Here is a 12,550-nt window from a genome sequence, read left to right as displayed (position 1 = left end):
CCGGGTTACCGGACCTCGAGCAGCGTCTTGCCGAGCGTCGAGCGCGCCTCGATGGCGGCGTGGGCGTCCGCGGCCCGATCGAGCGGGAACCGCTGGCCGATCACCGGCCGCAGCCGGCCTGCCGCCGCCTCGGCCAGCGCGTCCCGCGCGTAGTTCCGCAGCTGCTCCGGAGTGGCCCGGATGCCCCAACTCACGCTGACGCCACGCTCGGCGGCGAGCCCGTCCGGGATCTCGGTCGCCGTCCCGCTGGCGAGGCCGTAACCGACCATCCGGCCGCCGGGCACAAGCAGGTCGAACGCCGCGCGCCCGAGTTCACCGCCCACCGCGTCGAGCACGACATCGACCCCGCCGACGGCCTCGCGCACCGTGTCCGTCCACTCCGGCTTGCGGTAGTCCACTGTGTACTGCGCGCCGAGGTCCGCGGCGAGGTCGAGCTTGCGCTCCCCGCCCGCCGCCGCGACCACGACGGCACCGGCGCGCCGGGCGAGCTGCACCAGCAGACTTCCCACGCCACCGGCAGCCGCCTCGACCAGCACCCGCTCGCCCGGCCGGAATCGTGCCTCCTGCCGCAGCATCATCGCCGTGCGCCCGTCGGCCAGCAGGGCCACCGCATCGTCGAGCGCCAGCCCGTCCGGAACCGCCAGCACAGCCGCCGCGTCGGCGACCGCGCGCTCGGCGTATCCGCCCGATCCCCCGAGACCGGTGACCACCCGCGTCCCCACGAGCGCCGGATCGACGCCCACCCCGGCCGCGGCGACCACGCCACCGACGCCGTTGCCCGGAATCACCGGCGGCTCCGCGCGGAACGGGCCGAAACCGCTGCGCCGGAACTGCGTCTCGACGAACGTGATGCCCGCGTACTCGACGTCGACGAGCACCTCGCCCGGCCCGGGTTCCGGGTCCGGAGCCTCGCCCGGCACGAGCACATCCGGCCCGCCGAACCTCGTCAACCACACCGCTTTCATGGCTCCCCTTTCCTCACACAGGAAGCCTGCTGGCTCCAGCTAACTGGAGGTCAAGGCTTGTTCTGCCACGACGACCGAATCAGGTCATGATTGTCGTGCGCCCACGATGACACCGCGTTCCGGGTACTCCACCGTGGTCAGCGACACCGCACACATCAGGAGGAAGCCGTGCGCATCGCCGTCCCGCGAGAGATCAAGAAGCACGAGTACCGCGTCGCGCTGACTCCGGCTGGCGTCCACGAGCTCGTCCAGCGCGGGCACGAGGTGTTCATCGAGACCGAGGCCGGCGCCGGGTCGGCCATCCGGGACGAGGAGTACCTCTCCGCGGGCGCGAAGATCCTGCCCACCGCGGAGGAAACCTGGGCCGAGGGCGAGATCGTGCTCAAGGTCAAGGAGCCGGTCGCCGAGGAGTACCGGCGGCTGCGCCCGGACCAGGTGCTGTTCACCTATCTGCACCTGGCCGCCGACCGCGCGCTCACCGACGCGCTCCTGGCCGCGGGCACCACGGCGATCGCCTACGAGACGGTGCAACTGCCCAACGGCAGCCTGCCGCTGCTCGCGCCGATGTCGGAGGTCGCGGGCAGGCTGGCGCCGCAGGTCGGGGCGTACTCGCTCATGAAGCCCGGCGGCGGGCGCGGCGTGCTCATCGGCGGGATCCCCGGTGTGCACCCGGCGCGCGTCGTCGTGATCGGCGGCGGGGTCGCCGGGCTGAACGCGGCCCGCGTGGCGCTCGGGCTGGGCGCCGATGTCGAGGTGCTCGACACCAACGTCGACCGGCTTCGCCAGATCGACCACGACTTCGGTGCCCGCATCCGCACGGTCGCGTCCAACGCGCTGGCGCTCGACGCCGCCGTCGTCGAGGCCGACCTGGTGATCGGGGCCGTGCTCGTACCGGGCGCGAAGGCGCCGAAACTCGTGTCCAACGAACTGGTGTCGCGGATGCGGCCGGGCAGCGTGCTCGTGGACATCTCCATCGATCAGGGCGGCTGTTTCGCCGATTCCCGGCCGACCACGCACGACGACCCGACCTACCTCGTGCACGGCTCGGTGTTCTACTGCGTCGCCAACATGCCAGGAGCGGTGCCGAGGACGTCGACCTACGGCCTCACCAACGTCACGCTGCCGTACGTGCTGCGGCTCGCGGAGCTCGGCTGGCGCCGGGCGCTGCGGGAGGACGCGAGTCTCGCCAAGGGACTCAACACGCACGCCGGGGCGCTCACCAACGAAGCCGTCGCGACGGCACACGGCCTGAGCCACGAGCCCGTGGGACTGTAGTTGCCGGATCACCGCGAGCCGCACAAAGCGTTGCGGCTCGGGGAAACCGGGATGACAAGAAGGGGCGGCCCGCTCAACCAGCCTGGGGGTCACCGGGAGCGGGCCGCCACCAACAAGCTTAGGTCGTCCCGCGCGACTTCGCTCCCCCGGGGGCGTCATGTCGCGGTGTTATTTCTTCTCACCCGCCCGTGGACACCGGTGAATGTCCACGTCAGCGGGTCTGTTCCCGTCCCGTCACCCACCGCGTGCGGCCGTGCCACCCCGGTCACCGGGGAACCGGACCACCCGGCCGGAGGTCGAACAGCCGGTACGGCAGGATGGCCACCGCCACAGCGCAGACACGAGGGGACAGAGAGGACCATGCACGACGGCAGCGGCCGCATCGCGGTGCAGAACCTCACCAAACAGTTCGGGGCCGTCACCGCGGTCCAGAACCTCAGCTTCACCGTGGAGCCCGGTTCGGTCACGGGCTTCATCGGACCCAACGGGGCCGGCAAGACGACCACGCTCAGAATGTTGCTCGGCCTGGTCACGCCGACGATGGGCATCGCGACCATCAACGGCCGCCCGTACCACCAGCTCGGCAACCCGGCCCGCGTCGTCGGCGCGGTGCTGGAGAACGAGGGCTTCCACCCCAAGCGCACGGCGCGCAACCACCTGCGGGTGTACGCGGCTGCGATCGGTGTGCCCGACCAGCGCGCCGACGAGCTCCTGCAGCTGGTGGGTCTGGCACCGGCAGCCGACCGCAAGGCGGGCGACTTCTCGCTCGGCATGCGGCAGCGGCTCTCGCTCGCGACGGCCCTGCTCGGCGACCCCCAGGTGCTGGTGCTCGACGAACCGGCCAACGGCCTCGACCCCGAGGGCATCGCGTGGCTGCGGAACTTCCTGCGGTCGTTCGCGCAGCAGGGCCGCACGGTGCTGGTGTCCAGCCACCTGCTCTCCGAGCTCGAGCAGACCATCGACCAGGTCGTGATCGTCAGCGCCGGGACCACCCGCTACTACGGTTCGCTCGACCAGCTGCGCGCGGGCCAGCAGTCGCGCGTGCTCGTGCAGCCTGCCGACGCGAACGGTCTGGTCGCGGCGCTACGGGAGGGCGGGCTCACCCAGCTCGAGCCGACTCCGGACGGCCGCGTCGCCGTGTACGGGGCGAGCGTGCAGCAGATCGGTGACCTCGCCGCGAAGGCCGGCATCGCCGTGTACGGCATGGAAGAGGAGAAGGCCGACCTGGAGAAGCTGTTCTTCCAGCTCACCAACCCGCAGTACGGGGCGGCCCAGTACGGTCCTCCCCCGCAGCAACCACCCGGCGGCTGGGGCCCGCCGCCACCCGGACACCAGCAGCCGCAGGGCTACCAGCAGAGCTGGGGAGGTCACCAGTGATGGGCAACCTCGTCAAGGCGGAGTTCCGCAAGACGCTCACCACCAAGAGCTGGTGGGGCCTGATGATCCCGGCCGTGCTGTTCGCGTTCCTGTTCGCGCTCGGCTGGGGCGCGGTCACCAACGACGTCAATGACTTCTTCGGCAGCTCCGAGGCCGAGGAGTTCGCGGCGGCCACGGGCGTGCAGCTGGTCGAGCTGCCGGTCGGGCTGCTGGCGCTGGCCCACGGCGCCAACATCGGCATGATGTTCCCGGTGATCTTCGGCGTGTTCGCCCTCGCGGGCGAGTACAGCAAGAAGACGATCACCACGACGTTCCTCACCGCGCCCAACCGCGGATCGGCACTGACCGCGAAGATGCTCACCTACATGGTCTGGGGTGCCATCTACGGCCTCGTGATCGTCGGTGCGTCGAGCCTCGGCACCGTGCTCACCGTCGACAGCCGGGGCCTGCCCACGGCGAGTCAGTGGCTCGGCGTGCTCGGCGCGGGCGTGCTGGCCACCATCCTCGCGACGCTGTTCGGGATCGGCGTCGGCGCCGTGTGGAACAGTGTCGTCGGCGCGACGATCACGCTCACCATCTGGATGCTGGTGGTGGAGAACGTGCTCGTGTTCGTCGCCTTCGGCTGGTGGGGCGTAACGTGGCTCGGCGGCGTGCTGCCCAACGGCACGCTGAACGGTGTGGTCGGCGCCATCGGTGCGGAGGCGTTCGGCGCGGCCGGGCTGTCCGTGCCCGGGGCACTCGACGACGACCTGCAGTGGCTGCTGCAGTACGCCGCCGGTGCACCCGGCGCGTTCTCGTGGTGGGCGGCCGCCTTGATCTTCCTGGCGTGGACGATGCTGTTCTTCGTGGGCGGATGGGCGGCCAACCAGCGCCGAGACATCACCTGAGGAGTCGGGAGGTCGTGAGTGTCGAGCGAAGTCGGTAACGCCGCGCGGGACACTCGCTCCCCGGCCGAGCCGCCGCCCGGCACTCACGACCGCCCCACCGGCTGGATCCGCCGCATCGCCGCCGCCTGCTGGCGGCACCCGGTGCTGGTGGTGCTCTCGCTCGGCGCCGCCATGCTCGGTGTCGGGCTCCAGGCCGCGAGCCCGCTGCTGGTCCGCGCGGCCGTGGACGACGCCGTCGACGGCCACACCTCCCGGCTCGGCTGGCTCGCCGCCGCGCTGCTGGGGCTGCATCTCCTGGCGTTCGGCAGCGCCTTCGCCCGCCGCTACGTCGGCGGCCGGCTCGCCCTCGACGTTCAGCACGACCTGCGGCAAGCCGTGTTCGCGTCGGTGTCACGCCTGGACGGAGGCAAGCAGGACTCGCTGCGTACCGGCCAGATCGTGTCCCGCGCCATCACCGACCTGCAGCTCGTCACCGGGTTCCTGATGCAGGTCCCGCTCTCGGCGGGCTCGGTGGTGTTCGCGGTGCTGGCCCTCGGCGCGATGGTGTGGATGTCGCCGCTGCTCACCCTCATCGCCCTGGTGGTGGCACCAGCCGTGGCGATCGTGCTGGCGGTCAGCAGGCGCAAGCTCTTCCCCGCCACGTGGGCGGCGCAGCAGCGCGCCGCGGAGATCGCGCAGCAGGTGGAGGAGACCGTCACCGGCGTGCGCGTGGTGAAGGGGTTCGGGCAGGAGTCCCGCGAGACCGAGCGGTTGTCCCGGTCGGCACGCAAGCTCTACGCCGAGCGGCTGCGCGCGGCGAAGCTGTCCGCGATCCCCACCGCCACCACGGCCGCGTTGCCCGCGGCGGGCCAGATCGCGGTGCTCGCGGTCGGCGGCATTCTCGCGCTGCGCGGACAGATCAGCCTCGGCACGTTCCTCGCCTTCGCCACCTACGTCTCGGCGCTCATCAGCCCGGCGCGCATGCTCGCGAGCCTCGTCGTGCAGGCCCAGCTCACGCGCGCGGGCGCCGAACGTGTCCACGAACTCGTCGACGCCCAGCCCGAGGTCCGCGAATGCCCGGACCCGGCGCCGATCCCGGACGGGCCGCTCGACCTCGAACTCGACGACGTCCGGTTCGGCTACACGCTGAGCGAGCCCGTACTCGACGGGCTCTCCCTGCGCGCCCGTCCGGGCGAGACGCTGGCGCTGGTGGGCACGGCCGGCTCGGGCAAGTCCACGATCTCCCTGCTGCTGCCCCGGTTCTACGACGTGCACTCCGGCGCGGTCCGGATCGGCGGCACCGACGTGCGGGACCTGCCCCTGGCCGACCTGCGGCGCACGATCGGCGTCGTGTTCGAGGAGGCGTTCCTCTTCTCGACGTCGGTGCGGGACAACATCGCCTACGGCAGGCCCGATGCCTCCGACGAGGAGGTGATCGCCGCCGCGAAGGCCGCCGAGGCACACGAGTTCATCAGCGCCCTGCCCGAGGGCTACGACACGCAGGTCGGCGAGCGCGGGCTGACCCTCTCCGGCGGCCAGCGCCAGCGGCTCGGCCTCGCGCGGGCGCTGCTCACCGACCCGCGAGTGCTGATCCTCGACGACGCGACCTCGGCGGTCGACACGGCGACCGAGGCCGCCATTCACGAGACGTTGCGGACGGTCACCAGCTCGCGCACGACGGTGCTGATCGCCCATCGGCGCTCGACGCTGGCCCTGGCCGACCGCATCGCCGTGCTCGATGCCGGGCGGGTCGTCGACGTCGGCACGGCCGGCGAGCTCGAGCAGCGGTGCGCGTTGTTCCGCGAGCTCGTGGCGGGCCCGGGCGACGACGTCGAACAACGCCACCGCGACGACGTGCCCGCCCGGGACGCCTCCGGCATCACGCCCCAGCTGTGGCCGCGGCAGCACGACCCGGACGACGTCGACGCCCTCGCCCGCACCGCCTCGGCACGCAGCGCGACGAGCGCCGGGGGTGGCGGCGGGCCGGGCGCCCGGGCGGCGCTGGACCTGCCGCCCACGCCGGAGCTGCTGCGCCGGGTCCGCGAGCTGCCGCCCGCGACCGGTGCCCCACGCCTCGGCGAGACCGACCCGACCGCGCCGGACCCGCGCTTCCGACTCGCCGGCCTGCTGCGTCCGGTGCGAGCACTCCTGGCCGCCGTGGTGACGCTCGTGGCACTCGACGCGCTGGCGACACTGGCGGTGCCGGCGCTGTACCAGCGCGGCGTCGACGGCGGCGTGCGGACCGGGGTCGAGTCGGCCGTGCTGATCGCGGCGGCGGTGGGCCTGGCGGTGATCCTGCTGGACTGGGTGGTCGTCGCCGTGCAGACCCGGCTCACCGCCCGGACCGGTGAATCGGTGCTGTACCTGCTGCGGGTCCGCAGCTACGCCCACCTGCAACGGCTCGGGCTGGACTACTACGAGCGCGAGCTGGCGGGCCGGATCATGACGCGGATGACCACCGATGTCGACGCGCTCTCGACGTTCCTGCAGACGGGGCTGGCGACCGCCGTCGTCAGCGTGCTCACCCTCGTCGGCATCAGCGCGGCGCTGGTGGTCACCGACGCGAGCCTGTCGCTGTATGTGTTCGCCGTCCTGCCGGTGCTACTGGTGGCGACCGTGATCTTCCGCAGGCTCGCCTCGGCCGCCTACACGGAGGCCCGGGAACGGGTCAGTGCCGTCAACGCGGACATGCAGGAGAACGTCAGCGGGCTTCGGGTGGCCCAGGCGTACACGCGGGAGGAGCGTTCGGCGCGGGACTTCGCCTCCCGCAGCGACGCCTACCGCCGGTCGCGCCTGCGCGCGCAGCGCTACGTCGCCACCTACTTCCCGTTCGTCACCTTGCTGTCCGGGGTCGCCGAGGTCGTCGTGCTGGCGGCGGGCGCGACGCGGGTCGCGGGCGGCAGCCTGTCCCCCGGCGTGCTGATGGCGTTCCTGCTCTATCTGGGCCTGTTCTTCGCGCCCGTGCAGCAGCTCTCATCGGTGTTCGACGGCTACCAGCAGGCCAAGGTCGGCCTGCGGCGGATCGGCGACCTGCTGCGCACGCCGACGTCGGTGCCCCAGCCCGAGCGTCCCGTGCCCGTGCCCGAGCGCCTGCGCGGCGACGTCGACCTCGAGGGCGTCTCGTTCGCCTACCCCGGCACCGAGACGCCGGCGCTGCGGGACATCACGCTGCACGTGCCCGCCGGCACGACGGTGGCTCTGGTCGGCGCGACCGGCGCCGGCAAATCCACGGTGGTCAAGCTGGTCGCGCGGTTCTACGACGCGACCGCAGGCGTGGTGCGCATCGACGGTGTGGACGTGCGCGACTACGACCTCGCCGGGCTGCGGGGCAGGCTGGGCGTCGTGCCGCAGGAGGCGCATCTGTTCTCGGGTACCGTCGCCGACAACGTCCGGTACGGCCGGCCCGGTGCGACCGACGCCGAGGTGGAGGCCGCCGTCCGGGCGGTCGGTGCGCTCGACGGCGTGGCGGCACTGCCGGGCGGCTTCCACCAGCAGGTGGGCGAGCGCGGACGGGCCCTCTCGGCCGGGCAACGGCAGCTGGTGGCCCTGGCCAGGGCCGAGCTGGTGGACCCGGACGTGCTGCTGCTCGACGAGGCCACCGCCGCGCTCGACCCGGCCACCGAGGCGGCCGTGCTGCGCGCGACGGACGAGCTCGCCAAGAAGCGCACCACCTTCGTCGTGGCGCACCGGCTCGCCACCGCGGCCCGGGCCGACCGGATCGTCGTGCTCGATCACGGCCGGGTCGTCGAGTCGGGCACGCACGAGGAACTACTCGCCGCGGACGGGCACTACGCTCGGCTGTGGCGGCTCGGCGTGGGCGAACTCTGACCCGGACGGCCACTCGCCGCCCCCGCGGACCGTTCGTCGTGGCGGGTGGACCACTCGTGGCTCACACCGGGGCCGGCCGACACCGGAAGCGGGTCACGCAGCGTGACCCCGGGCCCGGTGACAACTCCGCCGGGCGCGGCTGCGCACCGGTGGCAGCAGTGCGGACACGGTCGGTGAAAGCCCAGGTCAGCCACTGGCGGCAGGCGTGCGACCGGCCGGCTCCCGCCGCCCGGTCGCGCTCCGTGATCGATTAAGTGAGAAATGCCAAGCGACACCTGGCCGGGAACGCCTAGTTCCATGAATGCGCGGGAACCCGGGGGGTTAGCCTGGTATGCGCGTAATCGGACCCAATCGAGACAGATAGAGGCGAGTCCAAGCCGTGTCCAGCAGCAGCCCTGCGTCACAGTTCGGCCCCAACGAATGGCTCGTCGAGGAGATGTACGACCAGTTCCTCGCCGACCCCTCATCCGTAGACGCCGCGTGGCATGAGTTCTTTGCCGACTTCAAGCCCACGCAAGACCGCAAGCCGGACACGAGGACCGACGCCGCCCCGGCCGCGAACGGGCAGCCCACCGTCTCGTCCGAGGAGAAGCCGAAGCAGGAGGCCGCCGAGCCGCAGCAGGCTCCGGCGCAGCAGTCCGCGCCGGCCAAGCCCGCGCCCGCCACCAAGCCGGCTCCGGCCCGGCCCGCGCCGGCCACGAGCGACAAGGCCGCCCAGCCCGCCAAGGCCGCGCCGCAGAAGACCGAACCGGAACGTAAGCCGCTGCGCGGCGCCGCGGCCGCCATCGCCAAGAACATGGACGCCTCGCTGAGCGTCCCCACCGCGACCAGTGTGCGTGCGGTCCCGGCCAAGCTGATGGCCGACAACCGCATCGTCATCAACAACCACCTCAAGCGCACGCGCGGCGGGAAGATCTCCTACACGCACCTGATCGGTTACGCCATGGTGCGGGCGCTGCAGGACTTCCCGAACATGAACCGGCACTACGCCGTGATCGACGGCAAGCCGCACGCCGTCACGCCGGAACACGTGAACCTCGGCCTCGCCATCGACCTGAAGGGCAAGGACGGCAGCCGCAACCTCGTCGTCGCCTCGATCAAGAACTGCGAGACCATGACGTTCCTGCAGTTCTGGCAGGCCTACGAGGACATCGTCAAGAAGGCCCGCAACAACAAGCTCACCGCGGACGACTTCGCCGGCACCACCATCTCGCTGACCAACCCGGGCGGCATCGGCACCAACCACTCGGTGCCGAGGCTGCAGTCGGGCCAGGGCACGATCATCGGCGTCGGCGCGATGCAGTACCCGGCCCACTTCGAGGGCACGAGCGAACAGACCCTGGTCAAGCTCGGCGTCAGCAAGATCATGACGCTCACCTCGACCTACGACCACCGCATCATCCAGGGCGCGGAGTCGGGCGAGTTCCTCAAGCGCATCCATGAGCTGCTGCTCGGCGAGGACGGCTTCTACGACGACATCTTCACGTCGCTGCGCCTGCCCTACGAGCCGGTGCGCTGGGTCGAGGACATCCCCGAGGGCGAGATCGACAAGACCGCCCGCGTGCTGGAGCTCATCGACGCCTACCGGATGCGCGGCCACCTCATGGCCGACACCGACCCGCTGAACTACCGCCAGCGCAGGCACGAGGACCTCGACATCCTGTCCCACGGCCTGACGCTGTGGGACCTCGACCGCGAGTTCGCGGTCGGCGGCTTCGCGGGCCAGCAGCGGATGAAGCTGCGCGACGTGCTCGGCGTCCTGCGCGACTCCTACTGCCGCACGGTCGGTGTCGAGTACACCCACATCCTCGATCCGGACGAGCGGCGCTGGATCCAGGAGCGCGTCGAGGTTCCGCACGAGAAGCCGGACCCCGCCGTGCAGAAGTACGTGCTCTCCAAGCTCAACGCGGCCGAGGCGTTCGAGACGTTCCTGCAGACCAAGTACGTCGGCCAGAAGCGCTTCTCGCTCGAGGGCGGCGAGACGGTGATCCCGCTGCTCGACACCGTGCTGGACAAGGCGGCCGAGCACCAGCTCGACGAGGTCGTCATCGGCATGCCGCACCGCGGGCGCCTCAACGTGCTGGCCAACATCGTCGGCAAGCCGATCTCGCAGATCTTCCGGGAGTTCGAGGGCAACCTCGACCCGGGCCAGGCCCACGGTTCCGGCGACGTGAAGTACCACCTCGGTGCCGAGGGCAAGTACTTCCGGATGTTCGGCGACGGTGAGACGAAGGTGTCGCTGGCCTCCAACCCCTCCCACCTGGAGACCGTCGACCCGGTGCTCGAGGGCATCGTCCGCGCCAAGCAGGACATCCTCGACAAGGGTGACCAGAATGGCCAGGGCTTCACCGTGCTGCCGGTACTGCTGCACGGCGACGCGGCCTTCGCAGGCCAGGGTGTGGTCGCCGAGACGCTGAACCTGGCGCTGCTGCGCGGCTACCGCACCGGCGGCACCGTGCACGTCATCATCAACAACCAGGTCGGCTTCACCACCGCGCCCGAGCACGCCCGCTCGTCGCAGTACGCCACCGACGTCGCCAAGATGATCGGCGCGCCGATCTTCCACGTCAACGGCGACGACCCGGAGGCCGCGTACTGGGTGGCCCGGCTGGCCGTCGACTACCGCCAGGCGTTCAACAAGGACGTCGTCATCGACATGATCTGCTACCGGCGGCGTGGCCACAACGAGGGCGACGACCCGTCGATGACGCAGCCCGCGATGTACGACATCATCGACACCAAGCGCAGCGTCCGGAAGACCTACACCGAGGCGCTCATCGGCCGCGGCGACATCTCGATGGAAGAGGCCGAGGCCGCGCTGCGGGACTTCTCCAGCCAGCTCGAGCACGTCTTCAACGAAGTGCGCGAGCTCGAGAAGCACCCGGTGACGCCGAGCCCGTCGGTCGAGGAGGAGCAGCAGGTCCCGGCGAACCTGCCGACCGCGGTGACCCGCGAGGTCATCGAGCGCATCGGCGACGCGTTCGCCGAGCTCCCCGAGGGCTTCACCCCGCACCCGCGCGTCAAGCCGGTGCTCGAGCGGCGGCGGAAGATGTCGCGCGAGGGCGGCATCGACTGGGCGTTCGGCGAGCTGCTGGCGTTCGGCTCGCTCGCCCTGGAGGGCAGGCTCGTCCGGCTGTCCGGCCAGGACTCGCGGCGCGGCACGTTCACCCAGCGGCACTCCGTGCTGATCGACCGCAACACCGGCCAGGAGTACGCGCCGCTGCAGCACCTCGGCGAGAACCAGGGCCGCGTGATGATCTACGACTCGGCGCTGTCCGAGTACGCGGCCGTCGGCTTCGAGTACGGCTACTCCGTGGCCAACTCCGACGCCCTGGTGATGTGGGAAGCGCAGTTCGGTGACTTCGTCAACGGCGCGCAGACCGTCATCGACGAGTACATCTCCTCCGGTGAGGCCAAGTGGGGCCAGCTCTCCGACGTCGTGCTGCTCCTGCCGCACGGGCACGAGGGCCAGGGCCCGGACCACACCTCGGGCCGCATCGAGCGGTTCCTGCAGCTGTGCGCCGAGGGTTCGATGACGGTGGCGGTGCCCTCGACGCCCGCGAACTACTTCCACCTGCTGCGCAGGCACGCGCTCGACGGCGTCAATCGGCCGCTGATCGTCTTCACCCCGAAGTCGATGCTGCGCAACAAGGCCGCGACCTCGGCGGTCGAGGACTTCACGGGCGACTCGAAGTTCATGTCCGTGATCGACGACTCGACCGTCGACCCGGCCAAGGCCCGCAAGGTGCTGCTCACCTCCGGCAAGCTCTACTGGGAGCTGGTGGCCGAGCGGACCAAGCGGGAGATCGACGACGTCGCGATCGTCCGCATCGAGCAGTACTACCCGCTGCCCAAGCGGAAGCTGACGGCGGCCCTGGAGCGGTACTCCAACGCCGGCGAGGTGGTCTGGGTCCAGGAGGAGCCGGAGAACCAGGGCGCGTGGCCGTTCTTCGGGCTGAACCTGCCGCGGAAGTTCCCGGAGCTGTTCTCGAATCTGCAGGTGGTGGCGCGCCGTCCGATGGCCGCGCCGTCGGCGGGGTCGTCCAAGGTGCACGAGGTCGAGCAGAAGGCGCTGATCACCCGCGCCTTCGAGTAACCGCGCGCGCGGCCCGGTGGCGGTGGAACCACGGTTCCGCCGCCACCGGCGTATCCGGGCCCGGTCGCGGTGCCGAGCGGGGACGTCTCACGCGAGAGGCCCCACCCGCGCCTGTCGGGTGGGGCCTCTCGGTGTCGCGGTCA

At 71.3% G+C, this 12,550-nt stretch carries 6 protein-coding genes; 5 read left to right on the top strand and 1 reads right to left on the bottom strand.

Features of this window, described 5'->3' with window-relative positions; translation table 11 throughout:
• Nucleotides 1-5: 5 nt before the first annotated feature.
• A complete protein-coding gene (locus ACFSZT_RS11405; protein WP_377384541.1) occupies nucleotides 6-965 on the bottom strand; it encodes a zinc-binding dehydrogenase in 960 nt (319 codons plus the stop codon).
• A gap of 168 nt (nucleotides 966-1,133) precedes the next feature.
• Here ACFSZT_RS11405 and ald point away from each other — a divergent pair, with 168 nt between their 5' ends.
• The 5 genes from ald (at nucleotide 1,134) to ACFSZT_RS11380 (ending at nucleotide 12,407) form a co-directional block, all read left to right on the top strand.
• Complete coding sequence (gene ald, locus ACFSZT_RS11400) at nucleotides 1,134-2,240, top strand: alanine dehydrogenase (RefSeq protein ID WP_377384539.1); 1,107 nt, start codon at nucleotides 1,134-1,136, stop codon at nucleotides 2,238-2,240.
• Nucleotides 2,241-2,600: 360 nt separating this feature from the next.
• A complete protein-coding gene (locus tag ACFSZT_RS11395; RefSeq protein ID WP_377384537.1) occupies nucleotides 2,601-3,617 on the top strand; it encodes an ABC transporter ATP-binding protein in 1,017 nt (338 codons plus the stop codon).
• Complete coding sequence (locus ACFSZT_RS11390) at nucleotides 3,617-4,504, top strand: ABC transporter permease subunit (RefSeq protein WP_377384535.1); 888 nt, start codon at nucleotides 3,617-3,619, stop codon at nucleotides 4,502-4,504. Before ACFSZT_RS11395 ends, ACFSZT_RS11390 begins: the two co-directional genes overlap by 1 nt.
• A 105-nt stretch (nucleotides 4,505-4,609) precedes the next feature.
• Nucleotides 4,610-8,311, top strand: coding sequence for an ABC transporter ATP-binding protein (locus ACFSZT_RS11385; protein ID WP_377384571.1), 3,702 nt, complete (start codon nucleotides 4,610-4,612; stop codon nucleotides 8,309-8,311).
• Nucleotides 8,312-8,690: 379 nt separating this feature from the next.
• On the top strand, nucleotides 8,691-12,407 hold the full coding sequence (locus tag ACFSZT_RS11380; protein WP_377384534.1) for a multifunctional oxoglutarate decarboxylase/oxoglutarate dehydrogenase thiamine pyrophosphate-binding subunit/dihydrolipoyllysine-residue succinyltransferase subunit: 3,717 nt from the start codon (nucleotides 8,691-8,693) through the stop codon (nucleotides 12,405-12,407).
• Nucleotides 12,408-12,550 lie beyond the last annotated feature (143 nt).

The organism is Prauserella oleivorans (assembly GCF_042685745.1).
GTDB classification, from domain to species: Bacteria; Actinomycetota; Actinomycetes; order Mycobacteriales; family Pseudonocardiaceae; genus Prauserella_A; species Prauserella_A oleivorans.
Note: the sequence above shows the minus strand (reverse complement) of the source record. Positions and strands in the feature narration are given on the sequence as shown.

Bases quoted from the DNA above. Each gene is read 5' to 3' on its own strand.
- ACFSZT_RS11395 (WP_377384537.1), top strand. From the start codon at position 2,601: ATGCACGACGGCAGCGGCCGCATCGCGGTGCAGAACCTCACCAAACAG.
- ACFSZT_RS11405 (WP_377384541.1), bottom strand. From the start codon at position 965: ATGAAAGCGGTGTGGTTGACGAGGTTCGGCGGGCCGGATGTGCTCGTG.
- ACFSZT_RS11390 (WP_377384535.1), top strand. From the start codon at position 3,617: ATGGGCAACCTCGTCAAGGCGGAGTTCCGCAAGACGCTCACCACCAAG.